The 26,346-nt window shown below is 68.1% G+C and carries 22 protein-coding genes; 3 read left to right on the top strand and 19 right to left on the bottom strand.

Annotation, left to right across the window (positions count from 1 at the left end):
- Positions 1-63: 63 nt before the first annotated feature.
- From ddaH to sucC, 9 genes are all read right to left on the bottom strand, one after another.
- Positions 64-1,299 (bottom strand): dimethylargininase, encoded by a 1,236-nt coding sequence (ddaH, locus tag FB464_RS20385; protein WP_281279722.1) that lies wholly within the window; start codon positions 1,297-1,299, stop codon positions 64-66.
- Positions 1,300-1,334: 35 nt separating this feature from the next.
- Positions 1,335-2,978 (bottom strand): bifunctional phosphoribosylaminoimidazolecarboxamide formyltransferase/IMP cyclohydrolase, encoded by a 1,644-nt coding sequence (gene purH, locus FB464_RS01585; RefSeq protein WP_116415417.1) that lies wholly within the window; start codon positions 2,976-2,978, stop codon positions 1,335-1,337.
- The gene (gene purN, locus FB464_RS01580) at positions 2,975-3,589 is read right to left on the bottom strand and encodes a phosphoribosylglycinamide formyltransferase (RefSeq protein ID WP_116415418.1); all 615 of its coding nucleotides are present in this window, start codon (positions 3,587-3,589) and stop codon (positions 2,975-2,977) included. Before purN ends, purH begins: the two co-directional genes overlap by 4 nt.
- A 9-nt stretch (positions 3,590-3,598) precedes the next feature.
- Positions 3,599-4,966, bottom strand: a complete 1,368-nt coding sequence (locus tag FB464_RS01575; protein WP_116415419.1) for a cell division protein PerM — start codon at positions 4,964-4,966, stop codon at positions 3,599-3,601.
- Positions 4,967-4,986: 20 nt separating this feature from the next.
- Positions 4,987-5,571 carry a hypothetical protein gene (locus FB464_RS01570; protein ID WP_116415420.1) on the bottom strand — a complete coding sequence of 195 codons (585 nt, stop codon included), beginning with the start codon at positions 5,569-5,571 and terminating at the stop codon, positions 4,987-4,989.
- A 74-nt stretch (positions 5,572-5,645) separates the two neighbouring features.
- The gene (locus FB464_RS01565; RefSeq protein ID WP_116415421.1) at positions 5,646-5,984 is read right to left on the bottom strand and encodes a HepT-like ribonuclease domain-containing protein; all 339 of its coding nucleotides are present in this window, start codon (positions 5,982-5,984) and stop codon (positions 5,646-5,648) included.
- A gap of 10 nt (positions 5,985-5,994) precedes the next feature.
- Positions 5,995-6,348 carry a nucleotidyltransferase family protein gene (locus FB464_RS01560; RefSeq protein ID WP_170151942.1) on the bottom strand — a complete coding sequence of 118 codons (354 nt, stop codon included), beginning with the start codon at positions 6,346-6,348 and terminating at the stop codon, positions 5,995-5,997.
- Positions 6,349-6,576: 228 nt separating this feature from the next.
- Positions 6,577-7,467 (bottom strand): succinate--CoA ligase subunit alpha, encoded by an 891-nt coding sequence (gene sucD / locus FB464_RS01555; protein WP_116415423.1) that lies wholly within the window; start codon positions 7,465-7,467, stop codon positions 6,577-6,579.
- Between the two features lie 16 nt (positions 7,468-7,483).
- Positions 7,484-8,647 (bottom strand): ADP-forming succinate--CoA ligase subunit beta, encoded by a 1,164-nt coding sequence (gene sucC, locus FB464_RS01550; RefSeq protein ID WP_116415424.1) that lies wholly within the window; start codon positions 8,645-8,647, stop codon positions 7,484-7,486.
- A 217-nt stretch (positions 8,648-8,864) separates the two neighbouring features.
- Here sucC and FB464_RS19970 point away from each other — a divergent pair, with 217 nt between their 5' ends.
- Both FB464_RS19970 and FB464_RS01540 read left to right on the top strand, forming a co-directional pair.
- A complete protein-coding gene (locus FB464_RS19970; protein WP_211327384.1) occupies positions 8,865-10,514 on the top strand; it encodes a hypothetical protein in 1,650 nt (549 codons plus the stop codon).
- A gap of 9 nt (positions 10,515-10,523) precedes the next feature.
- Positions 10,524-11,324 carry an oxygenase MpaB family protein gene (locus FB464_RS01540; RefSeq protein WP_116415425.1) on the top strand — a complete coding sequence of 267 codons (801 nt, stop codon included), beginning with the start codon at positions 10,524-10,526 and terminating at the stop codon, positions 11,322-11,324.
- A 38-nt stretch (positions 11,325-11,362) separates the two neighbouring features.
- On the opposite strand, the gene FB464_RS01535 is transcribed toward FB464_RS01540, so the two are convergent.
- Together FB464_RS01535 and FB464_RS01530 are read right to left on the bottom strand one after the other, a co-directional pair.
- On the bottom strand, positions 11,363-13,855 hold the full coding sequence (locus FB464_RS01535; RefSeq protein WP_116415426.1) for an ATP-dependent helicase: 2,493 nt from the start codon (positions 13,853-13,855) through the stop codon (positions 11,363-11,365).
- Between the two features lie 66 nt (positions 13,856-13,921).
- Positions 13,922-14,998 carry a glycerophosphodiester phosphodiesterase family protein gene (locus FB464_RS01530; RefSeq protein ID WP_246092874.1) on the bottom strand — a complete coding sequence of 359 codons (1,077 nt, stop codon included), beginning with the start codon at positions 14,996-14,998 and terminating at the stop codon, positions 13,922-13,924.
- Positions 14,999-15,134: 136 nt separating this feature from the next.
- Between FB464_RS01530 and FB464_RS01525 the strand changes: the two genes are divergently transcribed.
- A complete protein-coding gene (locus FB464_RS01525) occupies positions 15,135-15,950 on the top strand; it encodes a Bax inhibitor-1/YccA family protein (protein WP_116415428.1) in 816 nt (271 codons plus the stop codon).
- 458 nt (positions 15,951-16,408) lie between these two features.
- Here FB464_RS01525 and FB464_RS01520 read toward each other — a convergent pair whose 3' ends face one another.
- The 8 genes from FB464_RS01520 to FB464_RS01485 form a co-directional block, all read right to left on the bottom strand.
- Positions 16,409-18,382 (bottom strand): ABC transporter ATP-binding protein, encoded by a 1,974-nt coding sequence (locus tag FB464_RS01520; protein WP_116415429.1) that lies wholly within the window; start codon positions 18,380-18,382, stop codon positions 16,409-16,411.
- The gene (locus FB464_RS01515; RefSeq protein WP_116415430.1) at positions 18,379-20,115 is read right to left on the bottom strand and encodes an ABC transporter ATP-binding protein; all 1,737 of its coding nucleotides are present in this window, start codon (positions 20,113-20,115) and stop codon (positions 18,379-18,381) included. Before FB464_RS01515 ends, FB464_RS01520 begins: the two co-directional genes overlap by 4 nt.
- A gap of 44 nt (positions 20,116-20,159) precedes the next feature.
- Complete coding sequence (gene guaA, locus FB464_RS01510) at positions 20,160-21,773, bottom strand: glutamine-hydrolyzing GMP synthase (RefSeq protein ID WP_116416664.1); 1,614 nt, start codon at positions 21,771-21,773, stop codon at positions 20,160-20,162.
- Positions 21,766-22,233 carry a DUF3817 domain-containing protein gene (locus tag FB464_RS01505; protein ID WP_116415431.1) on the bottom strand — a complete coding sequence of 156 codons (468 nt, stop codon included), beginning with the start codon at positions 22,231-22,233 and terminating at the stop codon, positions 21,766-21,768. Before FB464_RS01505 ends, guaA begins: the two co-directional genes overlap by 8 nt.
- Positions 22,223-23,071 (bottom strand): SURF1 family cytochrome oxidase biogenesis protein, encoded by an 849-nt coding sequence (locus FB464_RS01500; protein ID WP_116415432.1) that lies wholly within the window; start codon positions 23,069-23,071, stop codon positions 22,223-22,225. Before FB464_RS01500 ends, FB464_RS01505 begins: the two co-directional genes overlap by 11 nt.
- Positions 23,068-24,597: a cation:proton antiporter gene (locus FB464_RS01495; RefSeq protein ID WP_116415433.1), complete on the bottom strand. Its 1,530-nt coding sequence runs from the start codon at positions 24,595-24,597 to the stop codon at positions 23,068-23,070. Before FB464_RS01495 ends, FB464_RS01500 begins: the two co-directional genes overlap by 4 nt.
- 3 nt (positions 24,598-24,600) lie before the next feature.
- On the bottom strand, positions 24,601-25,131 hold the full coding sequence (locus tag FB464_RS01490; RefSeq protein WP_116415434.1) for a cation:proton antiporter regulatory subunit: 531 nt from the start codon (positions 25,129-25,131) through the stop codon (positions 24,601-24,603).
- An 81-nt stretch (positions 25,132-25,212) separates the two neighbouring features.
- On the bottom strand, positions 25,213-26,331 hold the full coding sequence (locus FB464_RS01485; RefSeq protein ID WP_116415435.1) for a GuaB3 family IMP dehydrogenase-related protein: 1,119 nt from the start codon (positions 26,329-26,331) through the stop codon (positions 25,213-25,215).
- Positions 26,332-26,346 lie beyond the last annotated feature (15 nt).

Here is a 26,346-nt window from a genome sequence, read left to right as displayed (position 1 = left end):
TCACAGCCTACCCCACGAGTCACCTCACCCGCACCGCTATGTCAGCAGAGTGCTACCGCACCGTTACCTCACCCGCACCGACAGGCAGGTCACGCAGCCCTCGAGCTTCTCGTACTCGCTGATGTCGACCGAGATGACCCGGTAGCCGAGGTTCTCGATGAGCTGGGCCGACTCCGGTGCCGAAGCGGCCATCAGCACGGTGTCGTCGCTGAGCTTCACGACGTGGGCGCCGCCCTCCTCCGGCATGCTGAGGAACCGGTCGAAGATCTTCGGATCGTCGACCAGCGGCAGGTAGCCGATCACGGTGCCGTCGGGCAGTGCCGTGACGGCACTCTTCAGGTGCAACACCTTCGTGAGCGGAACGGCCACGACCGTGTAGCCCAGGGCGGAGACGATGTGACGGAGCTGGTGGATGCCCTCGGCGTTCGTGCGGCCGCTCCGGCCCACGTAGACCGTTCTGCCGACCTTCAGCACGTCACCGCCGTCGAGCGTTCCCGGGGAGACGATGTGGGCGACCTGCAGGCCGAGCTCCCGAACCGTCACCTCGACGGCCTCGGTCTCGGCGATCCGGTGCTCGCTGCCGGGGCTCGTGATCATGGCGACGTCGCCGAAGATGATGACCGCGTCCTCCACGAAGACCGAGTCGGCGAGGTCGTCGGCCTGGTCGACCTCGATCGTCGTCCAACCGGCCTTCTCCAGCACGTTGACGTAGGACTCCCACTGCTCGTCGGCCAGGTCGAGGTCGATCGGGCTCTTCTCGATGTGCGTGACATGCCCGTCGGCGAGGGTGGCCGCCGGCCTCCGGATGATCGCGACCCTGCGCTCGGCGAGCGCACCCCGGGCATCCGGAGCACCGAAGACGACACCCGCGTAGACGCGCCGGCCCACGGTGGCCGAGGCGAGGATGACCGCCAGAACGAACACCAGGTTGATGCCGACAAGGGTTCCCACGAGGTACGCGATCACCTCGCCGTCGAGGGTCTGGCCCGCCACGAGGAGCGGAACGGCTGTGCCGACCAGGGCGCCGAACAGCGCAGCGACCAGCCCGCTGACCAGGGCGAGGTAGCGGGTGCCGTACCCGCCCACAGCGGCGAGGATGGCGACGAACACGAGCGTGAAGAGCGTCTGGGGCAGGAAGAACGCGTTGGCGGTGCCGAAGAACTCGGGCTTGAAGCCCTGCACCATGAAGAACGCGAGCAGAACGACGAGGTGGGCGACCGCGGCGACGACCACCGCCGTGAGGGCGGCGGCGAGGAGCGGGCGGACGCCGACGAGCGGCGGGGTGGAGTGCTGAGGCATGCCTCCGACCCTAGCGGCTCCCGCCCGGCCGAACCTCAGTGGAAGAAGTGCCGCTCCCCGGTGACGTACATCGTGACACCTGCGTTCTGGGCTGCCTCGATGACCTCGGCGTCGCGCACCGACCCGCCCGGCTGCACGACCGCGCGCACGCCCGCGTCGAGGAGCACCTGGAGTCCGTCGGCGAACGGGAAGAACGCGTCGCTGGCGGCGACGGATCCGGCCGCTCGGGCACCCGCCCGGCTCACGGCCAGGTGGCAGGAGTCGACGCGGTTGACCTGGCCCATGCCGACACCGACCGAGGCACCGTTCTGCGCCAGCAGGATCGCGTTCGACTTGACCGAACGGCAGGCCTTCCAGGCGAAGACGAGGTCTGCCAGGGTGTCTGCATCGGCGGGCTCGCCGGAGACGAGCTGCCAGGCGTCGGTGGTGTAGTCGGGGAAGCCGTCCGAGGTCTGCATCAGCACGCCGCCGCTGATCTGCTTGAGCTCCACGGCCGGGCGCGCGTACTCGGCAGGCAGGCGGAGGATGCGGAGGTTCTTCTTCGTCTGGAGGAGCTTCAGGGCATCCGGTTCGAAGTCGGGTGCGACCAGCACCTCGGTGAAGATCTCCTTCACCGTCTCGGCCATGCCGAGCGTGACGGTGCGGTTCGCGGCGATGACGCCGCCGAACGCCGACACGGGATCGCACTCGTGCGCGCGGAGGTGCGCGGAGGCGATCGGGTCGAGCGCGGTCGACGACGACACCGCGATCCCGCAGGGGTTCGCGTGCTTGACGATCGCGACGGCCGGCTCGGCGAAGTCCCACGCGGCTCGCACGGCCGCATCGGCGTCGACGAAGTTGTTGTACGACATCTCCTTGCCGTTCAGCTGCTCGGCCTGGGCGATGCCGTGACCCTGAGGTTCGAGGTAGAGCGCGGCCCGCTGGTGCGAGTTCTCGCCGTAGCGCAGGGTGTGCGCCAGCGCGACGCTCCGCTCGACGAGCTTCGGGAAGCCACTCTCGGGCAGCGGGGCGGCCGGGTCGAACACGCCGTCGGACGGGAGCGCACTGGCACCGAGCTGGGCCGCGAACCAGGTCGCGACACCGGTGTCGTAGGCGGCGGTGTGAGCGAAGGCGGTCGCTGCGAGGTTGCGGCGGGTCTCGAGCGAGGTGCCGCCTGTGGTGAGCGCCTCGATGATCTGCGGGTAGGTGTTCGGCGACACCGCGATGGCCACGTTGGCGTGGTTCTTGGCGGATGCCCGCACCAGGGCCGGGCCGCCGATGTCGATCTGCTCGATCACGTCGTCGGGCGCGGCACCGCTCGCGACCGTCTCGCTGAACGGGTACAGGTTCACAACGACGAGCTGGAAGGCCTGGATCTCGAGCTCCTGCAGCTGTGCGATGTGCGACTCGAGCCTCAGGTCGGCGAGGATGCCCGCGTGCACCGACGGGTGGAGGGTCTTCACGCGGCCGTCGAGCGACTCGGGGAAACCGGTGATCGAGGAGACCTCGGTGACGGCGAAACCCGCTCCGGCGATCGTCTTCGCCGTCGAACCGGTCGAGACGATCTCGACGTCGGCGGCGCTCAGGGCCGCAGCGAGGTCGAGCAGTCCCGACTTGTCGCTGACCGAGACCAGCGCTCGCCTGATCTCGATGAGGTCGCGGTGGTGGAAGAGGGCGGGGTCGTGGCGTGGGCCGCTCATGGTGTCGTTGCACTCCTGTTGCTCTGGTGGATGGCGGCCAGATCGGTCCGCCCGGTGGCGATGTCGAGAACGGTCTGCACCAGCAGGTCGCGCTCGATGGTCTTGATGCGCTCCTGGAGCACGTGCTCCGTGTCACCCGGCAGCACCGGCACGGTGCGCTGCACCAGCGTGGGCCCGGTGTCGACACCCTCGTCGACGATGTGCACGGTGACGCCTGTTTCACGGGCACCGGCGGCCAGGGCATCCCGAACCGCGTGAGCGCCCGGGAACAGCGGCAGCAGGGCTGGGTGCGTGTTGATGAGGTTCGGCGACAGGGCCGCCACGACCCGCGGGGGCAGGATGCGCATGAATCCCGCGCAGACCACCAGGTCGGGCGACCACTGCTGGATCTGGGCCAGCAGCTCGTCGCCCCAGTCCCCGCGGTTCGGAAAGCCCGAGGGGAAGACAGTGAAAGAGGGGACGCCGAACTGCTCAGCGTGGTCGAGGCCCGGCGCCTCGGTGTCGGCGCCGACCGCCACGATGCGTGCGGGGAAAGCGCCGTCGGCCGTCGCTTCGAGCAGTGCGCGGAGGTTCGAGCCCCCGCCGGAGATCAGAACGACAATCGACAGCACTCAGACAGACTAACGCAGCGGCGTGCCGCTCGACTCTGGCGCGGGGCGCGCTGGGCCTGCTGGGCGTGCTGGGCCTGCTGGGCGTGCTGAGCTTGCTGGGCGTGCTGGGCGCCCTGGCCGCCCGGACCGTAGCGCCGGGAGTCGCACGCCGCTCGCGAGCAGTCCGATCGAGGCGGGGATGCCGAACACGAGGAACGACCAGAGCCAGACCGCTCCGGGATCGGGGCCGACGACCGCGAGGCGCCCGGGGCCCGCAGCGCCGCCCGACCAGAGCGCGAGCAGGGCGAGGATGCTCGCCGCCACGAACCCGATGCCGAAACCTGTGCCGATCATCCGTGCCGCCGAGGCTCCGGCGGAGAGAGGCGCCCCGCCGGCACCCGCCCCGCCGGCACCCGCCTCGGAGGCGACCAGCCGAGGCCGCAGCGCGACGGCGACGACGAACCCGATCGCGACCGGCAGCACGAGCACGGCGTAACCGAGAGGAGAGGACTGCGGCAGCGCTCCGAACAGCGGCAGTGACGGCAGCAGGCCCACCTCGGTGCCGAGCGGGGAGATCGACGACCCCGCGCCGAGTGCAAAACCGGGGCCGACGAACCAGCTCGCGGCCCACACGACGGCGTTCGGCAGCAGGGCGAGCTGGCCGAGCGTGAGCGCTGCTCCCCCGCCGATCCCCGATCCGAGGGATTCATAGAGCGAGATCACGTTCGAGTAGTGCACCACGAGGCCCGCAGCCGTCGCCAGGGCACCGAGCGCGATCAGGGCGGCGGCGACGATGGCGCCGCCGCGAAGAGCCACGGCGACGAACGGCCGCGCCACGGCTGACAACCGTTCCCACAGACGGAGGAACCACCCCGCGACCGGGCTCTGCTGGCGCGCGAGGCTCCCCGCCGCTCCCACGACCACACCGATGCCGTAGACCGCGGGCACGAAAAGCACCGCCTGCCGGAACGACGGCACGGCACCCGGGGTCTGGGCGCTGAGCCAGGCCAGCGCGCCGAGCGCCGCGACCGTGACCACGCCGACGGCCAGCCCGAGAACGGGGTGCGGCGAGAAACCGAGCCGGAGCCCCGACCGACGGCCGAGGAACACGGTCAGCACCGCGAAGCCGAGCGGCGCGATGCCCACCTCGAACGGCGTCGCCGCGCCGTCGAGGGCCAGCCGGGCCGCGAGCGCCGGGTCGAGGGCGACCTGCAGATCGACACCGTTGCCGAGCATCCACAGGTCTGCGGAGGCGCGCCAGAACACCGTCCAGTCGATACTGAGGTCGAACTGGGTCGCCCAGAGGATCGTGAGCATGACGAGCGGGATGCCGATACCGATCGCGACGGCGATGAGCGCGTCGAGCGCGGCGAGCAGGGCGGTGGTGGGGCGGTTCATCGGGTGTTTCGGCACACTCTCTAATGGAAGGCGATCTTGAGCACGATCACGACGACACCGAGCAGCCCCGTCACCAGCGCGGCACCGAGCTTGCCCGGCCAGCGCGCGCCGCGGTCGGCCAGCGCAAACCAGCCGAGAGCGCCGAGCAGCACGACGGGTGCGAGCAGGGAGAAACCGTAGGCTTCCGCCTCCCCCATGATGCCGACGGCTCCGAGCACGAGGAGTCCGCAGGGCACGATGCCGCCGTAGAGCAGCCCCGAGGAGAAACCGACGCTGAAACGCAGCGCCTCCCGCATCGTGACGCGCTGCTGGCCATGCCTGCCGTAGTGCGCGATCCCCTCGGCGAAGATGTGAGCAAGCCAGAACACCAGAAGCGTCGGCACCACGGTGGTGAGGATGTCGAAGTCGGATTCGCCGTCTTCGGCCGTGCCGATCAGGGCGGCGGCCAGCAGGGTGCCGTAGATGGCCGGCGGGGTGACGATCCGGTGGCGGATGCTCTCCCACCGTGTCAGAGGGCGCACAGGCTGTGCGGGGTAGGTCGTCTCGGGTGTGGTCGTCTCGGGTGTGGTCGGCTCGGGTGTGGTCGGCTTCGGCTCATCCGTCACGCGTCAGGCTCCCTCCCGTTCGGCTGCTTAAACGTAACGGACGGATGCCCAGCCATCCGTCGCGCCTCGCGGCGCTACCCGATCCGAAGTGTTTCGAGTAAGCGTCTGACGTCCCGCTCGAACCCGCCGATGTCGTCATCGAACGTCGCGCGCAGAACCGCCGGGTCCATGAACCCATACGCGTGAACAATGCGATTCCGCATGCTCTTGATGAGGCGCCAAGACGATCCGTCGATTGCACCCTTTCTCGTCTCTTCGGAAACGAGTGCGACAGAGTCGATCGCAGCAGACAGACGCAGTGCTGCAGCATCCATGACCATCTGGTCGTCTCGATCGCTCTCTGCGAGATGAGCCTGCAGCACGGTCAGATGATCGAGCGCGTCCTGTAGGCACTCTCTGTCTGTGCGTCTCATGTGGCCGGGCTCACAGAGGAACCGAGCGGCGCTTCAGTGAGGCCAGATGGTCGAGCTTCACCATGTGCTCAGCGACAATGTCGACCGGTGCCCCGAGCACCTCCGCCAGATCATCGCCGAGAGATGCAACGGCCAGCATTCCGGCCGAACGCGGGAGACTCACCAGGAGGTCAAGATCGCTCGCCTCCGTGTCCAGGCCGGCCGCGACCGATCCGAAGACACGCAGGTGACGGGCGTCGTGCGCCCGAGCGACGTCGAGCAACTCGACACGATGACGCTCGACTCGCATACCAATCGGGCCTCGCACGGTCATCCGGCGCGCCCGTTCAGCAGCGATCATCTGCGACACCGCAGGCTGCGTCACTCCGATGGCCCTCGCAATGCGGCCTTGGGACACACCTGACTCGAACGTCTCCATGAGCCGTTGGGTGAATTGTGAAGCAGCGCGATCCCGTCGCACCTGCGCCGTCACAAGACTCGTCAGCGAATTCGACATAGCTGTTTTCTCCTCATCTATAAGTTATCTTATACCGTTGCACAGAAAAGGGGCCCGCCACCACGGATGGTGACGGGCCCCTCGGATGTCGCGTGGCTAGAGTGCCGCGTAGACCTCGCGCAGCAGCGCAGCGGTCTCGCTCGGCGTCTTGCCGACCTTGACGCCGGCGGCCTCGAGGGCCAGCTTCTTGCCATCGGCCGTGCCTGCACCGGAGGAGACGATCGCGCCGGCGTGCCCCATCGTCTTGCCCTCAGGGGCGGTGAAGCCGGCGACGTAGCCGACGACCGGCTTCGTCACGTGCGCCTTGATGTAGTCGGCAGCGCGCTCCTCGGCGTCTCCACCGATCTCGCCGATCATGACGATCGCCTTGGTCTCGGGGTCGGCCTCGAATGCGGCGAGTGCATCGATGTGCGTGGTGCCGATGATGGGGTCGCCGCCGATGCCGATCGCGGTCGAGAAACCGAGATCCCGCAGCTCGTACATCATCTGGTAGGTCAGCGTGCCCGACTTCGAGACCAGGCCGATCGGGCCCTTGCCGGTGATCGTGGCCGGAGTGATGCCGACGAGCGACTCGCCGGGCGTGATGATGCCGGGGCAGTTCGGGCCGATGATGCGGGTCTTGCCGCCCTTGGCCTTCGCGGTCGCCCAGAACTCGGCCGAGTCCTGGATCGGAATGCCCTCGGTGATCACGACGACGAGCGGAATCTCGGCCTCGACGGCTTCGAGTACCGCGTCTTTGGCGAACGCCGGCGGAACGAACACGATCGAGACATCCGCGCCGGTCTCGGCGATGGCCTCGGAGACGGTGCCGAACACGGGAAGCGAGACGCCGCCGTCGTGCTCGACCGTGGTGCCGGCCTTGCGCGCGTTCACGCCGCCGACGACCTTCGTGCCGGCCTTCAGCATGAGGGCGGTGTGCTTGGTGCCCTCACCGCCGGTGATGCCCTGCACGATGACCTTGGAGTCTTTGTTGAGGAAGATCGACATTCTTGTTCTGTTCCCTTTACTTCGAAGCCAGTTCGGCGGCCTTGGCGGCGCCTTCGTCCATGGTGTCCGCCAGCGAGACGAGCGGGTTCGCGGCGTCGCGCAGGATCTGGCGACCCTCCTCGACCTTGTTTCCGTCGAGGCGCACGACGAGGGGCTTGGTGGCGGCGTCGCCGAGGATCTCGAGAGCCTTGACGATGCCGTTCGCGACGGCGTCGCACGCGGTGATGCCGCCGAAGACGTTGACGAACACGCTCTTCACCTGCGGGTCGCCGAGGATCACGTCGAGGCCGTTGGCCATCACCTCAGCGGATGCTCCGCCACCGATGTCGAGGAAGTTGGCCGGCTTCACACCCGTGAAGTTCTCGCCCGCGTAGCTGACGACGTCGAGGGTCGACATGACGAGTCCTGCACCGTTTCCGATGACACCGACCTCGCCGTCGAGCTTGACGTAGTTCAGCCCGAGCTTCTTGGCCTTCGCCTCGAGCGGGTCTTCGGCATCCTGGTCGACGAGCGCTTCGTGGTTCGGGTGACGGAAGTCAGCGTTCTCGTCGAGCGAGACCTTGCCGTCGAGCGCGACGATGTCGCCCTCCTCGGTGAGCACCAGCGGGTTGACCTCGACCAGCGTGGCGTCTTCGCCCTTGTAGACCTCGTACAGCTTCACGAAGACCGGGGCGACCTTGTCGACGATGTCGGCGGGGAATTTCGCGGCGATCGCGATCTCGGTGGCCTTGGCCAGGTCGACACCCTGCAGCGGGTCGACCTCGATGCGGGCGAGAGCCTCGGGACGCTCGACCGCGAGCTCCTCGATCTCCATTCCGCCCTCGAAGCTCGACAGGCTGAGGTAGGAGCGGTTGGCCCGGTCGAGCAGCACAGAGAAGTAGTACTCGCTCTTGATGCGGGCTCCGCCGGCGACCATGACGCGCTTGACGGTGTGACCCTTGATGTCGAGGCCGAGGATCGACTTCGCGGCCTCTTCTGCCTCGTCGGGGTTCTTGGCGACCTTGACGCCGCCGGCCTTTCCGCGGCCGCCGACCTTCACCTGCGCCTTGACGACGGTGACGCCGCCGAGCTTCTCAGCCGCCGCACGCACCTCTTCGGGCGTGTCTGCGATGATGCCCGGGAGCACGGGAACGCCGTAGCTCTCGAAGAGGTCCCGAGCCTGATATTCAAATAGATCCACGCTTGCTCATCCCATCAGCATGGTGGCTCCCGCCACGCACGCGTTGCCTGGTTTCTGTCGAAAAACGATAGCCGGATGCCCAGTTCAATGTGTCTTGAGATCGAGACATCTAGACCGTCTCAAAGCCTACCCCTCCACAGACCCGCGATTTGGCGCTCTCTCCACAGATTGCTGGGCGGGCGTCTTCAGGTGGGGCGCAGCCCGTCAGTCTTGCCGCATGAACACCCCTCAACGCAAACATCTCGTCACTCTCTCCGCCGTGCTGGCGGCTCTCCTTGCACTCTGCGGCTCGCTCTTCCTCGGCAGCACTGCGAGCGCTCTTCCCGTCGTCAGCCACGGTTTCGGCCACCTGTGGGCAGCAGACGGTCGCTCGTGGATCGGCTCGCACCGCCTCGCCGACGGCAACCTCGGGCTCTGCCTCCAAGTTCAGTACGCACCGCCGGAGGGCTCGGATACCGAATACCAGCTCGGCACGAACCTCGGCTGGGTCTCCGCCGACGACGCAGCACGCCTCGCGTACATCAGCCGCAAATGGACGTCGGGGGAAGGCCCCAACGTCACTGCTGCGGCGCAGCTCGCGACCTGGGCGATCACGGGCCTCGGCTCTCATGACATGGCGTGGTACGCACAGCGGGCCAATGATGCCGCCTCCACCGTCCTGGCGCGGGCGGTGTCCATGCGCGAGATCATGGATGCTCCGCTCGGCGCCTCACGCGGGGTCTCCGCCCGGCTGGCTCTGACACTGCCCGGGGGGAGCACCGGCACCGTCAGGAGCGACCTCATCGTCGACTACCTGAGCGGCGGACCCACCAAGGAACCCTCCGGCAGGCGCACCGGAACCCTGACCCTGAAGGGCGCGACCTTCGCCGACGGCTCCTCGGTGCACCAAGTGGGCAACGGCGAGACCTCGACCGTCATCCCCTCAGACGGCACCGCTCTCAGCGACGTGACCGCAGACGTCGCCTACACGGATCTGCCGTACGGCGACGCCTTCTACGTGGCGCGCTCCCGTCCCGGCATCCAGAGTCTCCTCGTTCCCCCTCCAGGAGGGATGTCGGCAGCAGCACACGCCCATGGCGGGGACATCTCGCCGCTGCCTTTCGCCCCGGCCGTGCAGACGCAGACGAGCTCGTCCGAAGCCGTGGTCGGCGCGCACCTCACCGACTCGCTGGAGCTGAAGCTCGCGCCCCGGCCGAAGCTCTCCGCCGAGGCGGACGAAGTCGGGGCGCCGGAGGAGGCCGGGCTCGCGACGGCCACCCTGTCGGAATGGGGCGTCTACCGAGATTCCGAGGGAGCGCTGCAGCCCGTGCCGGTCACCGTTCGCAGCACGCTCTGGGGGCCCTTCGCCGAGAGGCCGGCGCGACAGGACGTAGTGCCACCGGGAGCCGTTGCCGTCTGTACCGTGAAGGTGCTTGCCGAGAACGGCCCCGGACTGTACAGGACTCCGGACTGCGTCCTCCCCGCCGAGGGCTACTACGTCTGGACCGAGACGATCGACCCCGCCGACACATCCACGGCGCACGGCGGTGACAGAATCCTCGCCTGGGCCTCCCCGTTCGGTGCTGCAGACGAAACGACACATGCGCTCACTCCGCCTCCTCCCCCCACACCGCCGGCGGCGACAGAGACACCGATACCGACGCCTGCTGCCACACCGCCCCCGACCCCGACCCCGACTCCGCCCCCGACGCCCGGAAGCCAGGTCACCACGACAACCGCCGCTGGCGGCGGGTCGGTTCTGGCATCGACTGGCCGCGACCTCGAGGCCAGTGCCCCATGGCTGGTTGCGGGATCGACGGCGTTGGCCCTCGGTGCGACAGCTCTCGGATCCGTTCTCCTCCGGAGGACACGCAGACGGCGCACGTAGTCTTCAGACATGAGCCGCTCCCCCTACACCGTCTTCACGAACCTTGCGGCCGAGGCAGTGCTTCTGGCCGGCGGTGGGAGGGCCATCCTGATGCAGATCGCCAACCCAGCGGTCGGGTACGGAGTTGCGGCCCACAGCGACTTCGCGAACCGGCCACTCGAGCGGCTGGCGAACACCGTGACCTACGCGTATGCAACAGTGTTCGCCAGCCCTGCGGAGCTTGCGGCGGTCGTCGCTCGGGTGAATCGAGCCCACGCCCCCGTCGTGAGTCGCCCGGGTGAGCCCGGCGAACGGCCGGGCAACTCCTACAACGCGTTCGACTCCCGAGCACAACTGTGGGTGGCGGCGACGCTCTACCAGACTGCGCTCACCGTCTACGAGAAGACATTCGGACCGCTGGCTCCGGAAGATGCCGAAGTGGTCTACCAACGATACGGAGTGCTGGGATCGGCGCTGCAGATGCCGGCGGGAATGTGGCCGGCCGACCTCACGGCGTTCCGCGCCTATTGGATGACCGCGGTGAGCGAGCTCCGGGTCACCGATCCCGCCCGCCGAGTGGCGCACGACCTGCTCCACCCGCGCACCGCACCGCTCTGGCTGAGGGCTGCGATGCCCCTGGTGCGGCTGGTCACCACCGGGCTGCTCGACGACGACCTCCGCCGGGCCTTCGTGCTGCCGTGGAGTTCCCGTTCCCAGCGCCGCTTCGACCGGCTGTTCCGGGTAGCAGCGATCATCTACCCGCGCCTGCCCCGGCGTCTCCGACAGCTGCCGCGCGACCGCTACCTGAAAGCACTCCGCGCTTCACTCTGACGCCGACCGTGCCGACGTGCAGCCACCGGCCGCTGCTGTCAGAGTTTCTCGATGGGCGCGATCTTGATCAGCAGCTTCTTCGCACCGGCGGAATCGAACTGAACGTGAGCCACCCGCTTGGTGCCCTCACCGGTCACGGCGTTCACCCGGCCCTCACCGAAGTCGACGTGCCGGATCCGGTCGCCGGCCTGCAGTTCGAGGTTGCCGTTGTCACGGACCTGGGCCGTGACCCGGTTCGGCCACTCCGCCTTCGGCCGCGAAGCGGCCGCATCCGCGTCACGGAAGGACAGGGAGTCGCTGGCCCGCACCGCACTCCGGCTGTTGAAGCCGCCACCCGGCCGCGAGGCGTTCAGCGCGCGGGGCTGCGTACCACCGCGCGACGTCGCCATGCCCGGCGACTGCCGCCAGTCGATGAGCTCGGCCGGGATCTCCTGCAGGTACCGGCTCGGCATCGCCACCGCGGTCTCGCCGAACTGCGCCCGCGTCATCGCCAGCGAGAGGTACAGCCGCTTGCGGGCGCGCGTGATGCCCACATAGAAGAGTCGCCTCTCCTCGGCCGGGCCACCCGGTTCGGTCGCGGCCATCCGGTGCGGCAGCAGGTCCTCTTCGACACCGGTCAGGAACACCGCCTCGTACTCCAGTCCTTTGGCCGTGTGCAGTGTCATCAGCGACACCGTTCCGCTCGAGTCGTCGAGTTCATCCGCCGCCGCCACCAGCGACACCTCGGTGAGGAAGTCGACGAGCGTGCCACCGGGGTTGTTCTTCTGGAACTCCCGCGTCACCGCGACGAGCTCCTCGACGTTCTCGGCCCGAGCCTCGTCCTGGGGGTCACGGCCGGCCCGGAGGGCCGTCACGTACCCGCTCCGGTCGAGCAGCATGGTGAGCACCTCGGCGACCGATCCTGTGGCACCCACCGAACCGTCGTCGGCAGGCTGATCGGGATCGAGCAGCAGGGTCGCCTCGTCGAGCATCTTCGCGAGATCGACGATCGCTCCCGTGACCTTGGGCCCGAGGCCCAGCTCGGGCGCACGACGCATCGCCTCACGGTAGGTGATCTCGTTGGTCTGGGCGAAGACGCCCAGCGCGGTCTCTGTCGCCGGCCCGATTCCACGCTTCGGAGTGTTCAGGATGCGCCGGAGCGCCATGGCGTCGAACGGGTTGGCGACAGCGATCAGGTAGGCGAGAACATCCTTGATCTCGGCCCGCTCGTAGAAGCGGGTACCGCCGAGCACCCGGTAGGGAACAGCCGACCTGATCAGGATCTCTTCGAGGGCACGCGTCTGCGCGTTGGTGCGGTAGAACACCGCCACGTCTTTGTACGGCGTGCCCTGCTCGTGCAGCTTCGTCACCTCGTCGGCCACGAACTGGGCCTCGTCGTGCCCGCTGTAGCCCGTGAACCCGACGATCTTCTCGCCGTTGCCGACGTCGGTCCAGAGCTTCTTGTCTTTCCGGTCGAAGTTGTTCGAGATGACAGCATTGGCGGCGGACAGGATGTTCTGGGTCGACCGGTAGTTCTGCTCCAGCAGGATGACCTTGGCCCCGGAGAAGTCGCGCTCGAATTCCACGATGTTGCGGATGTCGGCCCCGCGGAACGCGTAGATCGACTGGTCGGAGTCACCGACCACCGTCAGCGAGGCGCCCGGCAGCGACGCTGTGCGCTGGTCGGAGCCCGGCTCCTCCTCGACCGGGAGGGTGAGCTCGCGGATGAGGGAGTACTGCGCGTGGTTCGTGTCCTGATACTCGTCGACGAGAATGTGCCGGAACCGCCGCCGGTACGTGGCCGCGACGTGCGGGAACGCCCGGAACAGGTAGACGGTCTGGCCGATGAGGTCGTCGAAGTCGAAGGCGTTCGCCGCGCTGAGACTCCGCGTGTACTGCCGGAAGATCTCGACGAAGAGCCGCTCCTGCGGGTCGTCGAAGTTCGCCGACCTCGCGTAGCTGTCGGCATCCGCCAACTCGTTCTTGAGCTTCGAGATCTTTCCCGCCACGCCCGAGACGGTGAAGCCGAATGTGTCGGCCTGCAGCTCCTTGATGATCCGTTTGATCAGCGTGCGGGAGTCATGCGAGTCGTAGATCGTGAAGGCCTTGGTGAAACCGAAGTTCTCCGCCTCACGGCGAAGGATGCGCACGCACGCCGAGTGGAAGGTCGAGATCCACATGCCCTCCGCGGTCTGCCCGAGGAGGGCACCGACCCGCTCGCGCATCTCGGCCGCAGCCTTGTTGGTGAACGTGATGGCGAGAATCTGGCTCGGCCACGCCTCCCGGCTGTCGATCAGGCTCGCGATCCTCCGCGTGAGCACGCTCGTCTTGCCGGAACCCGCCCCCGCGACGATCAGGAGCGAAGGGCCGCGGTACTCGACGGCCTCCTTCTGCGGCGGGTTCAGCCCGTCGAGCAGCGCATCGTTGAACGACGGCCCGGCACCACTCGCGCCCGCCCCCGACCCGCCGGCTCCACCGAACGAGCGGCCGCGGGAGTCGTCGACGATCAGCGGTACGGAGGTCGAGTCGGTCTGGTGTGAGGTGGGTGTCATGTCACTCCAAGTTTACGCGACACCTCCGACAGCGCGCCGGTCAGCGCGACCGGTCAGAGCGGCCGGTCAGTACGGCAGGTCAGCGCCGCGGTCGCCCTGCTCGTTCCGCACGGTGACCGCGGCGTCCGGATGATCGGAGAACACTCCGTCGACACCGGCGCCGACGATCTCGGACCACTCGCCCTGCCAATCTCCCAACTCCGCGACCTCCGGGCCGGTGCGGTACCGCTCCTCGAGGAAGGCGTTCTCCGGCCGCAACGTCCAGGTGAACACACTGAGCCCTGCCGCGTGCGCGTCGGCGACCACCGACCGCCCGTCGCCGAGCAGCAGCGCCTTCGGCACGCTGATCCCGTCGACGCCCGCCCGGGCGAGCGCGCGAAGGCCGGCCGCGGTCAGGTAGGTCGCGTATGCCGGTGCCTCCTCACCCTGGGATTCCACGAGGTCGGCGGGGGATCCGACATCGTCGACGAGTTGCACCAGGGCGGCGCCGAATCCCCTCCGTCGGAGGTCGGCCAGCACGGTGGGCTCGAAGCTCTCCACCACGAGCCGCCCCGCCGAATCATCCACGCCCCCTTCTCCACGACCGCCTTCTTCACGACCGCCGAGGCCCCACCCCGCCGAAGCGACCTCGGCGATGAACAGTTCGGCCAGGTCGAACCCGAGCCGCCCGAAGTAGGCGGCGTGTTTGAGTTCGGCGACGATCCCGAGCGGGCGCCGCAGAGCATCCATCGCGCCGTCGACCAGCGCGAACAGGTCCGCCAGCCGCAGCAGCGGGAACTCGCCGTCGAACGTGGCGCTGAACGGCCGGAGCTCAGGCAGGCGCTCCCGGCAGCGGAGGGTCTGCAGCTCAGCCCAGGTGAAGTCCTCGGTGAACCAGCCGTGCTGCTCGACGCCGTCCACCGTCTTCGCCCGGCGGCGAGACGCGAACTCCGGATGCCCGGATACATCCGTTGTGCCCGAGATCTCGTTCTCGTGCCGGATGACCAGCACCCCGTCGCTCGACACCACGACGTCGGGCTCGACGAAGTCGGCTCCCTGCTCGAACGCGAGCTCGAAGGAGGCCCGGGAGTGCTCGGGCCGGTACCCCGGGGCGCCCCGATGGCCGATGACGATGGGAGAGGGGAAGACGCGGAGATCGAGCACATGCCCACGGTAGCGGGCGGCGCCGACAACCGGGCCCTGCGCCGGTGGACGGAAGATTGCCCTCCGCGAACATCCAGCAAACCTGAGGGACACACCGATAGATTGGTGCGAAGCATCCACACGACACGAGGAAATCATGGCAACGGCTTCGAACAACCCCGCGTTCTCCCGGCTCCCGGTCTTCAACGGCAAGGGGCTGGAGAAAGATCCGACCGCAAAGGTGGCGACACCCAGTGCTGACGGCCTGCAGCAGATGTTCGACGGCCCGACGGCGACCGCCTCCGACACCAACCGGATGAGCTATGACGACGTCATCGTCAAGACCGGGGTGAGCTTCGTCGTGCTGCTCGCCTTCGCGCTCGTCGGCTGGCAGTTCCCGGTGCTCGCGCTTCCCGCAGCCCTCATCGGCTTCGCGCTCGCGCTGGTCAACATCTTCAAGCGCAAGCCGTCCCCGCCGCTGGTGCTCGCCTACGCTGCGGCCCAGGGCCTCTTCATCGGTGCGATCTCGGGTGTCTTCGAGACGCTCTACCCGGGTGTCGTCGTGCAGGCCGTCATCGCCACGGTCTGCGTCTTCGCGGTCACGCTCGCGCTGTTCGCCAGCGGAAAGATCCGCGCCTCGAAGCGCGCGACCAAGATCTTCCTCATCGCGATGATCGGCTACATGGTCTTCTCCGTCGTTAATCTGGTCCTGATGGCCACCGGCGTGCAGAGCACCGGCTTCGGGCTGAACAGCACCGTGAGCATCCTCGGCATCCCGCTCGGCCTCATCATCGGTGTGGTCGTGACGCTGCTCGCGGCGTACTCGCTCGTGCTCGACTTCGATGACATCAAGCGTGGTGTCACGGCGGGCGCCCCCCGTATCTACGGCTGGTCGGCGGCCTTCGGTCTCATCGTCACCGTCGTGTGGCTCTACCTCACGCTGCTCCGCACGTTCGCGATCGCCCGCAACTAACGCGGCAGCGCTGCCGTCTCGCGTCGGCAGCGCTCTCCGCTCCCCCGAAGGGCGGGCCCGTCTCAGACGGCCCGCCCTTCGTCGTTCCCGCGTCCCGCGTCTCGCGCTCCCGTCTCGCGCTCCCGCCCCTCCGCGCCCCCCGCACGCGCGCCCGCTGCGTCGAATCGATTCGATGGGACGCAAACTGCTGCAAAGCCGCGCGCCCAGAGCGCTTAGCGTCCTATCGGATCGATTCGATGTTGCGGCGCGGGACGCGGGTTGCCAGAGGGGCGCGGCGTGAGACTCGCGCCTGCGCCGGGACTCGAGGACGTAGGCGTGGCAGCACGTGGAAGGGTGCTCGGACACGAGGCGCAAGGCAGGGCAGGGCGGGCGCGGGCGCAGCCGGCGCGGGCATGGGCGCGGCGCGGGCGGCGCACGCAGGCACGGCCGCGGGCCGGCGCGGGCGCGGGCCGCGCCTGTCACTCCGCGGCGGTCGCCCCCGCGAACTGCGCGTTGTAGAGGTTCGCGTAGGCGCCGCCCGCAGCCAGCAGCGTGTCGTGCGTGCCCTGCTGCACTATGCGCCCCGACTCCATCACCAGGATCAGGTCGGCATCGCGGATGGTCGACAGCCGGTGCGCGATCACGAAGCTCGTGCGCTCCGCCCTCAGCGCCGACATCGCGCGCTGCACCAGCACCTCGGTGCGCGTGTCGACCGACGAGGTCGCCTCGTCCAGGATCAGCACCGACGGTGCCGCGAGGAACGCCCGCGCGATCGTGATCAGCTGCTTCTCCCCCGCGCTCACGTTGTCGGCCTCGTCGTTCAGCACCGTGTCGTAGCCGTCGGGCAGCGAGTGCACGAAGCGGTCGACGTAGGTGGCCTGCGCCGCGGCGAGGATCTCCTCCTCCGTGGCCTCCGGCCGTCCGTAGGCGATGTTGTCGCGGATCGTGCCGCCGAACAGCCACGTGTCCTGCAGCACCATGCCCGTGCGGCTCCGCAAATCGTCGCGGGTCATCGCCGCGATGTCTGTGCCGTCGAGCGTGATCCGCCCGGAATCGAGCTCGTAGAACCGCATGATCAGGTTGACCAGCGTGGTCTTGCCGGCACCGGTCGGCCCGACGATCGCCACCGTCTGGCCGGGCAGGGCTGTGAGCGACAGGTTGTCGATCAGGGGAACGTCGGGCAGGTAGCGGAACGACACGTCGTCGAACACCAGCCGCCCGGCCGATCCCGCCGACGCGGGCGGCGTGGCCGCGGGCACCGGATCGGGTGTCTGGTCGTCGGCGTCGAGCAGTTCGAAGACACGCTCGGCAGAGGCGACCCCCGACTGCAGCACGTTCGCCATCGACCCGAGCTGGGTCAGCGGCTGCGTGAACTGCCGGGCGTACTGGATGAACGCCTGCACATCCCCGAGACTGAGCGACCCGCTCGCCACCATCAGCCCGCCGACCACCGCGATCGCGACGTAGACGAGGTTGCCGACGAACATCATCGCGGGCATGATGATGCCCGACACGAACTGGGCGCCGAAGCTCGCTTTGTAGAGCTCTTCGTTCTTCTGCCGGAAGACCTCGTTGATCTCGCGGTGCCGACCGAACACCTTCACCAGAGCGTGGCCGCTGTAGCTCTCCTCGATGCGGGCGTTCAGCGTTCCGGTGTGCTTCCACTGCGCCACGAACAGCTTCTGCGAGCGCTTGGCCACGACCGCCGTGATCAGCAGGGTGAGCGGGATCGTGACCAGCGCGATGAGGGCCAGCAGCGGCGAGATCACGAACATCATGACGATGACGCCGATGACGGTGAGGAGCGACGTCATGATCTGCGAGAGCGACTGCTGGAGGCTCTGCGAGACGTTGTCGATGTCGTTCGTCACCCGGCTGAGCAGCTCACCCCGCGGCATCCGGTCGAAGTAACCGAGCGGCAGCCGGTTGATCTTGTCTTCGACGTCGGCACGCAGCCGGAACACCGTTCGCTGCACGACACCGTTGAGCAGGTAGGACTGGCCCCAGCTGAACACCGAGGAGAAGACGTAGATCGCCAGCACCATGAGCAGCACGCTGCCGAGCTGCCCGAAGTCGATTCCCGACCCGGGGGTCAGCGTCACCCCGCCGAGCAGGTCGGCCTGGGCGTTGTTGCCGGATGCCCGGAGCCCCTCGATGACCTGCGCCTGCGTCTCACCGGCCGGAACCTGCTTCGAGAGGATGCCTGCGAAGATGAGGTTCGTCGCCGTTCCGAGCATCTTCGGGCCGAGCACAGACAGCGTCACGCTGACGATGGCCAGCAGTGCGACCACGGCGATGAGCATCCGTTCGGGCCGGAGCCTGCCGACCAGCCGCTTGGCGGACGGTCCGAATGCCTTGGACTTCTCGGCAGGCATCCCCGCACCGCCGAACGGGCCGCCCCCACCCGGCCCGCGACGCACAGGCGGGCGCGGGGTCTTCTCTGTGTCGCTCATGCCGCCTCCTCCGCCGTCAGCTGCGACTCGACGATCTCGCGGTACGTCTCCGACGTCTCGAGCAACTCCTCGTGGGTGCCTCGGCCGACGATGGACCCGTCTTCGAGCACGAGGATCTGGTCTGCATCGATGATCGTCGACACCCGCTGGGCGACGATGATCATCGTGGCACCTCGCACGTCTCGCCGGAGCGCGGCGCGCAGCCGGGCGTCGGTCGCCAGGTCGAGTGCGGAGAACGAGTCGTCGAACACGTAGATCTCGGGCTTCTTCACCAGCGCCCGCGCGATCGCGAGACGCTGCCGCTGGCCGCCGGAGACGTTCGTGCCGCCCTGTGCGATCGGAGACTCGAGCCCGAGTTCCAGTTCCGACACGAAGCCGCGGGCCTGCGCGGTCTCAAGGGCTGCCCAGAGCTGCTCGTCCGTCGCGTCGGGCCTGCCGTAGCGGAGGTTCGACGCGACCGTGCCCGAGAAGAGGTAGGGCTTCTGCGGGACAAGCCCGATGCGCCCCCAGAGCAGGTCGGGGTCGAGCTCACGCACATCCACGCCGTCGACACGCACCGACCCGGAGGTCGCGTCGAAGAGGCGCGGCAGCAGGTTCACGAGCGTGGTCTTGCCCGACCCCGTGCTGCCGATGATGGCCGTGGTCTGGCCGGGCGACGCGACGAACGTGAGGTTGCAGAGCACCGGACTCGCAGCCTTCGGATACGCGAAGCTCACATCGTCGAGCTCAACCAGGCCGTGCTCGCTCACCGACAGCACAGGCGACGACGGCACGACGACCGACGATGGCGTCGAAAGCACCTCAGTGATGCGGTCGGCGCAGACGGATGCCCGGGGGATGAGGATCGCCATGAACGTCGCCATCATCACCGCCATCAGGATCTGCACGAGGTACGTCAGGAACGCCGTCAGCGTGCCGATCTGCATCGACCCGTCGTCGATCCGGAACGCCCCGAACCAGAGCACCGCCACACTCGACACGTTCATCACGAGGAGCACGAGGGGGAACATCAGGGCGAACAGCCGACCCGCCCGCAGCGCAGTGTCGGTGACATCGCGGTTGGCCGCTTCGAACCGGGACGTCTCGACGCGCTCGCGCACGAACGCCCGCACGACACGGATGCCCGTCAACTGCTCGCGCAGAACCCCGTTGACCCGGTCGATGCGCTGCTGCATCAGGCGGAACAGCGGCACCATACGCACGATGATGAGTGCCAGCGCGACCAGCAGCACGGGCACTGCGACGCCGATGATGCCCGACAGGGGCACGTCGAGCGACAGCGCCATCACGACGCCGCCGACGGCGAGGATCGGTGCCGACACCAGCAGCGTGCAGGTGAGGAGCACGAGCATCTGCACCTGCTGCACGTCGTTCGTGGTGCGGGTGATGAGCGAGGGCGCCCCGAACTGGGAGACCTCCCGTTCGGAGAACTCGCCGACGTGCGTGAAGACCGCCTGGCGGAGGTCACGGCCGAGCCGCATCGCGAGTTTCGCACCGAAGTACACGGCCACGATGGCGCAGACCACCTGCGCGAGCGTGATGACCAGCATCACACCACCGATCCCGAGGATGTAACCGGTGTCACCGGTCGCCACACCCTGGTCGATGATGTCGGCGTTGAGCGTCGGAAGGTACAGCGACGCGATCGCCTGGGCGAGCTGGAACACCACGACACCAACGATGAGGTGCCAGTGCGGCCTCACGAAGGTGCCGATGAGCCGGATGAGTTTCATGGATTCACTCTAAACCCGACCACCGACACCGACGTGAGATTAGTTCATTCCCATTCGATGGTTCCCGGCGGCTTCGACGTGACGTCGAGCACGACCCGGTTGACCCCGGCCACCTCGTTCGTGATGCGGTTCGAGATCTTCGCCAGAAGGTCGTACGGCAACCGCGTCCAGTCGGCTGTCATAGCGTCTTCCGATGACACCGGTCGCAAGACGATCGGATGCCCGTAGGTGCGCCCGTCGCCCTGGACTCCGACCGACCGCACATCCGCGAGAAGCACAACGGGGCACTGCCAGATCTCGCCGTCGAGTCCCGCCGCCGTCAATTCGGCCCGCACGATGGAGTCCGCTGCGCGCAGCAGTTCCAGTCGCTCGAACGTCACCTCGCCGACGATCCGGATGCCGAGACCCGGGCCGGGGAACGGCTGGCGGCCGACGATGACCTCGGGGAGTCCGAGCTGGCGACCGATCGCCCGCACCTCGTCTTTGAACAGCGCCCGCAGCGGCTCGACGAGCGCGAACTGCAGGTCTTCGGGCAGGCCGCCCACGTTGTGGTGGCTCTTGATGTTCGCCGTTCCGCTGCCGCCGCCCGACTCCACCACATCCGGGTAGAGCGTGCCCTGCACGAGGAACTTCACCGGCTCGCCCGACGAGTCGGCCGCGGCTTCGAGCACGAGCGCCTCGGCGGCGCCTTCGAAGCTCCGGATGAACTCCCGCCCGATGATCTTGCGCTTCTGCTCGGGATCGGTGACCCCGGCGAGAGCGTCGAGGAACTGCTGCTGAGCATCCACCGTCACCAACCGCACGCCGGTCGATGCGACGTAGTCCACCTCGACCTGGCGGCGCTCGTCGGCGCGGAGCAGCCCGTGATCGACGAAGACGCAGGTCAGCTGGTCGCCGACCGCTTCATGCACGAGCGCCGCGGCCACGGCAGAGTCGACCCCGCCCGACAGCCCGCAGATCACCTTTCCGGTGCCGACCTGCTCACGGATGAGCGCGATCTGGTCGGCGATGACGTTGCCGCTGTTCCAGTCGGCCGGAATGCCCGCGGCCGTGTGCAGGAAGTTCTCGAGCACATCCTGGCCGTACTGCGTGTGCTTGACCTCCGGATGCCACTGCACGCCGTAGAGGCGCGAGGAATCGTTCGCGAACGCGGCCACCGGGGTGGATGCACTGCTCGCCACGACCGTGAAGCCCTCCGGTGCCTTGGAGACCTGGTCGCCGTGACTCATCCACACCGTCTGGTCGCCGGGCTGACCGTCGAGCAGCACACCGCCGTCGCCCGTCACCTGCATGTCGGTCGCGCCGTACTCGCGGAGACCGCTGTGCGCGACCTCACCGCCGAGCGCCTGCGCCATGACCTGGAAGCCGTAGCAGATGCCGAGCACGGGCACGCCGAGCTCGAAGATGGCGGGGTCGAGGCCCGGGGCGCCCTCTTCGTAGACGCTCGACGGCCCTCCGCTCAGCACGATGCCGACCGGCGACTTCGCGGCGACCTCTGCGGCGGTGATGTTGTGGGGCACGATCTCGGAGTAGACGCTGGCCTCGCGCACGCGCCGTGCGATCAGCTGTGCGTACTGAGCTCCGAAGTCGACGACGAGCACGGGACGGGAACGACTGGCCTCGGCAACTGCGGCCTCGGTTTCGGTCGGGTTACTGATGGGATGCCTCCACGGGTGGTTGGGTCGATGCGACGGGGTTCGCGGGCTGGGCCTCGCGAGCGGCCAGGTACGCCGTGATCTCCCGCGCGATGCGCCCCTCGAGGAAGAAGGAGAGCAGCGGGATGACGCCACCGAGCGCCAGCACGATGAACCGGGTGAAACCCCAGCGCATCCGGCTCCAGACCCGGAAGCACGAGAACAGGTAGACGACGTAGAACCAGCCGTGGACGATGAGGATGATCGTGGAGAGGTTCACCGCGGTGACGCTGCCGTCGGGGACCAGCGCAAGGAAACCCTGCGGGCCGCCCAGCTCGATCTCGACACCGATCGGGGTGTACTTCAGGAGCATCTCCGCGCAGAGCAGCAGGAGGAATGTTCCCGTGATGACCGAGCAGACCCGGTAGAACGTCAGGGCCGAACGGATGCGCCCGAAGTCGGCGCGTTTGGGCTCAAGTGGCATGGGTCGATTCTACTTCCGCCTCTTCCTGTTCGCGTTCCCAGGCGTCTCTCACCAGGCGGTACCAGAAGAAGATCGCAAAGCCCGCGAAGATGACCCATTCGATCGCGTAGAAGATGTTCAGCCAGTTCAGCTCCGTGGTGCGCTGCGGGATCGGCGAGTCGATGGCCGTGAGACCTTCGACCGGAGCGGATGCCACGATGTATCCCCCGTAGACCGTCGCCGTGTCGGGGAAGTCGGTCCAGACGTTGATCAACGAGGAGATCGCCATCGTGGACATGACCCGGTCGCCGGCCAGCTTGCCCTCGGAGTCCTTGATCTCGGGGCCGTCAGAGCCGACATACCGGCCGAGGAGTTGCTCGGTGGGGAAGCCCGTCGTCTGGTTCAGGGCGCGCGCGGCCGATTCGGCCTCGGACCGGTCATCCGACCAGCCGAGCGCGACGGCGACGGATGTCTGTGAGCCGCCGGACTGGGCGACGGAGAGGTCGAACCGGCCGACGACCCAGTAGCCGAGCACTCCCCCGTTGAGACGGTTCGAGATGATGGTGAAGTCGGGCGCCACGAGCGCGCCGTCGGCGGTGACCATCTGGCCGTCCTGCGCCTCCATCACCGGAGCACCCGCGGTCGCGGCCTCCTCGAGGGGCTTCGCGATCTCGGTCGTGGCGTTCGGGTTCGGTCCGTTGGAGGTCACGGCACGGCTCAGTTGCCACTGGCCGAGGGCGGCGAAGATCGCGGCGACGGCCAGGGCCAGCACGAGGGCCCAGATCCATTTCGGGCGCCGCATGACGCTGAACACCGTCAGCGGTGCGTCAGTGACGGGTGTCTCGCTGGTGCGCGTCAATACTCGCTGTCTTCCTGGCGTTCGGCGCCGGTCTGCCTGTCGCCCGTGGCATCGGTCTGCACCGATGCCTGTTCGGCGATGCGATCAACATACTCTGCGGTCGCTGGGTTCTCGCCGGGTGCGGCTCCGGCCGCCCGGCCGGCCTGCGTGCTGACGGCCTGCGTGCTGATGGCCTGCGTGTTGACGGGCGGCGTGTCCGCAGGAGCATCCGCCGCACCGGGCGCCGTCGCGGCCTCGACCAGCGCGATGCCCTCGAGCAGCATCGGGTCACGCTCCCGCCTGACCCGTTTCGCCGCCGCAGCTTCCGCCGCCTTCCGTGCGCGAGACGACCGCAGCAGGCGCGCACCGATCTTCTCCGAGTTCGCGGCCAGGATCGGCCCCGCCACGGCCATCACGAGCACGTAGAGTCCTGCGAAGGCCTGCAGCCGGTCATCCAGACCCGCAGCGAGCGCAAGCGTGGCCAGGATGAGCGCGAACTCACCGCGGTTCTGAAGGATGACCGTGGTGTTGATGCCCGCCTGCACCCCCAGACCGTTCAATCGTGCGACCAGCTGCCCCGCGACGATGTTCAGCACCATGGTCATCACGACGGCGCCGAGCACCGGCCAGATCACTTCGGGGAACTGCGCAGGGTTCAACCCCAGCCCGAAGTTCAGGAAGAAGAATGCCCCGAACACGTCGCGGAGCGGGATCGCGATGTGCTCGATCTTGTTGCGGTACCGCGTCGCCCCGAGCACCAGCCCGATCAGGAACGCGCCGATCGCATCGGTCACGCCGAGCAGCTCACCGATGCCGCCGAAACCGATCGCCAGGCCGAAGAACAGCACGGTGAACAGTTCGTCGTCTTTCGTGCGGAAGAGTTTCGACACCCACTTGCCGCCGAACCTCGCGACCGTGAACATGACCACGAGGAACAGGAACGAGATGCCGAGTTTCGCGATCACCGGCCAGACGGCCGTCTCGCCGCTCAGCACGACCGAGACGATGGCCAGGTAGATCGCGATGAAGATGTCCTCGACCACGGTCACGCCGAGGATCATGGGCGTCTCGGGGTTCGCGAGGCGGTTCAGTTCGATCAGCAGCTTCGTGACGATGGCGCTCGAGGATGTCGCGGTGATCCCCGCGATCACCAGCGCCTCGCGCGTGCCCCAGCCGACAAGGAAGCCGAACGCGAACCCGGCGATCATGTTGATGGCGATGTACGATCCGCCGGAGACGATCAGCTTGCCCGCGTTGCCGAAGAATTCGTCCTGGTCGAACTCCAGCCCCAGGTTGAAGAGCAGCAGCACGAGGCCGAACACCGCGATGAGGGCGATGTAGTCCGAATTGATGAAGTTCAGCGGGAACAGGTGGAAGTTCGGGCTCGCCAGAAGCCCGACCACCATGTAGATCGGGATGGCCGGCAGTCCGACGGCCTTGCCGAGGCGGCCGAGCACATAGGCGATGACGAAGAGGATGCCGAGAACCAGCAGGTCACCGCCGAGGTGGGTGGTGTCGCCCCCGGTGGCTGCGAGAACGAGCTGCATGACCTAGCCCCCGGGCGGCGCGTCGACGGCGGTCTTGGCCTTGTACTGGCCGCTCCGGAAGAAGGTGAACACCTTCGCGACCTTCTCCGGCGTGCCCGCCACAACGAGGGTGTCGCCCGGGAAGACCCGGAAGTCGCTCGCCGGTGCAGGGTTCGCCGAGCCGTTCCGCACGACGGCCACGACCGTCACGCCCACCACGCCGCGGTCGGCGGGGTCGCCGAGCTCCTGGCCGGCGATATGGTCTTCGTAGTCGACCGTGAACCAGTCGATCGAGAGTCCGGGGATCTGGTCGAGCTGGGTCAGGGACTCGGTGATCTGCGTACCGCCGAGCAGTTCGGCGAGGGTGTGCGCCTCGTCCTCGCTGAGGCGGAGCGACACCTTGTTCGACTCCGCGCCGTCTTCTTCGTCGGCGAACGTGATCAGGTCGCTGTGGCCGGAGCGGTGCGCGATGACACCCACCTTGCCGCCATCGTCGGTGATGAATGTGTGCAGCACGCCGACACCCGGGAGCTTGACCCGTCGTACATCAACCATGACTGGCCTCTCTGGTGTGCTGGTTCATCGAGCTTCAAGTCTACCCGCGGCCGGGCGACCGGCACCCGCGACGACGGTCGTTCAGCGCGCTGCGTACGGGGCCACGACGACCTCGATGCGCTGGAACTCCTTCAGGTCGGAATAGCCGGTGGTGGCCATCGAACGCCGGAGCGCACCCATCAGGTTGGCGGTTCCGTCGGCGACCGGCGACGGCCCGAACAGGATCTGCTCGAGCGGCGCGACGGCTCCGACGTGCACGCGGTTGCCGCGCGGCAGCTGGTCGTGGTGCGCCTCGGGGCCCCAGTGGTAGCCGCCACCCGGCGCATCCGTGGCGCGGGCGAGAGCGGTGCCGAGCATGACGGCGTCGGCTCCGACCGAGATGGCCTTGACGATGTCACCGGACGTGCCGAGGCCGCCGTCGGCGATGACGTGCACGTACCGCCCGCCGGATTCGTCGAGGTAGTCGCGGCGTGCTCCCGCGACATCCGCCACGGCCGTCGCCATCGGTGCGTGGATGCCCAGGGTCGCCCGCGTCGTGGAGGCTGCTCCCCCACCGAACCCGACGAGCACACCGGCCGCGCCCGTTCGCATGAGGTGGAGCGCCGCGGTGTACGTGGCCGCGCCTCCGACGATGACCGGCACGTCGAGCTCGTAGATGAACTTCTTGAGGTTCAGAGGCTGGACCGTCTTCGAGACGTGCTCGGCCGACACGGTGGTGCCCCGGATGAAGAACAGGTCCACACCGGCCGCGACGACGGTCTCGTACAGTTCCTGGGTGCGCTGCGGTGAGAGCGAACCCGCGACGGTGACACCGGATGCCCGGATCTCCGCCAGGCGGGCGGTCACCAGCTCGGGCTTGACCGGTTCTGCGTAGATCTGCTGCATGCGCACGGTCGACGCACCCTCAGGCAGGCCCTGGATCTCGGCTAGCAGCGGCTCAGGGTTCTCGTACCGCGTCCACAGGCCCTCGAGGTCGAGCACGCCGAGGCCGCCGAGGCGGCCCATCGCGATGGCGGTGGAGGGCGACACGACGGAGTCCATCGGGGCCGCGAGCACGGGGATGTCGAACTGGTAGGCGTCGATGCTCCACGTGGTCGACACGTCCTTCGGGTCGCGGGTGCGCCTCGAGGGGACGACCGCGATGTCATCGAACGCGTAGACCCTGCGGCCTCGCTTGGACCGGCCGATTTCTCTTTCCATACTCACCCGCCAAGC

It is taken from the genome of Subtercola boreus, assembly GCF_006716115.1.
Classification (GTDB): Bacteria; Actinomycetota; Actinomycetes; order Actinomycetales; family Microbacteriaceae; genus Subtercola; species Subtercola boreus.
This window is presented reverse-complemented; position numbering and strand designations above follow the sequence as displayed.

Bases quoted from the DNA above. Each gene is read 5' to 3' on its own strand.
- FB464_RS01540 (WP_116415425.1), top strand. From the start codon at position 10,524: ATGAGCCGCTCCCCCTACACCGTCTTCACGAACCTTGCGGCCGAGGCA.
- FB464_RS01515 (WP_116415430.1), bottom strand. From the start codon at position 20,115: ATGAAACTCATCCGGCTCATCGGCACCTTCGTGAGGCCGCACTGGCAC.
- FB464_RS01490 (WP_116415434.1), bottom strand. From the start codon at position 25,131: ATGGTTGATGTACGACGGGTCAAGCTCCCGGGTGTCGGCGTGCTGCAC.
- FB464_RS01485 (WP_116415435.1), bottom strand. From the start codon at position 26,331: ATGGAAAGAGAAATCGGCCGGTCCAAGCGAGGCCGCAGGGTCTACGCG.
- FB464_RS19970 (WP_211327384.1), top strand. From the start codon at position 8,865: ATGAACACCCCTCAACGCAAACATCTCGTCACTCTCTCCGCCGTGCTG.
- FB464_RS01535 (WP_116415426.1), bottom strand. From the start codon at position 13,855: ATGACACCCACCTCACACCAGACCGACTCGACCTCCGTACCGCTGATC.
- FB464_RS01575 (WP_116415419.1), bottom strand. From the start codon at position 4,966: ATGAACCGCCCCACCACCGCCCTGCTCGCCGCGCTCGACGCGCTCATC.
- FB464_RS01525 (WP_116415428.1), top strand. From the start codon at position 15,135: ATGGCAACGGCTTCGAACAACCCCGCGTTCTCCCGGCTCCCGGTCTTC.
- FB464_RS01495 (WP_116415433.1), bottom strand. From the start codon at position 24,597: ATGCAGCTCGTTCTCGCAGCCACCGGGGGCGACACCACCCACCTCGGC.
- sucD (WP_116415423.1), bottom strand. From the start codon at position 7,467: ATGTCGATCTTCCTCAACAAAGACTCCAAGGTCATCGTGCAGGGCATC.
- FB464_RS01565 (WP_116415421.1), bottom strand. From the start codon at position 5,984: ATGAGACGCACAGACAGAGAGTGCCTACAGGACGCGCTCGATCATCTG.
- purH (WP_116415417.1), bottom strand. From the start codon at position 2,978: ATGAGCGGCCCACGCCACGACCCCGCCCTCTTCCACCACCGCGACCTC.
- FB464_RS01520 (WP_116415429.1), bottom strand. From the start codon at position 18,382: ATGAGCGACACAGAGAAGACCCCGCGCCCGCCTGTGCGTCGCGGGCCG.
- ddaH (WP_281279722.1), bottom strand. From the start codon at position 1,299: ATGCCTCAGCACTCCACCCCGCCGCTCGTCGGCGTCCGCCCGCTCCTC.
- FB464_RS01505 (WP_116415431.1), bottom strand. From the start codon at position 22,233: ATGCCACTTGAGCCCAAACGCGCCGACTTCGGGCGCATCCGTTCGGCC.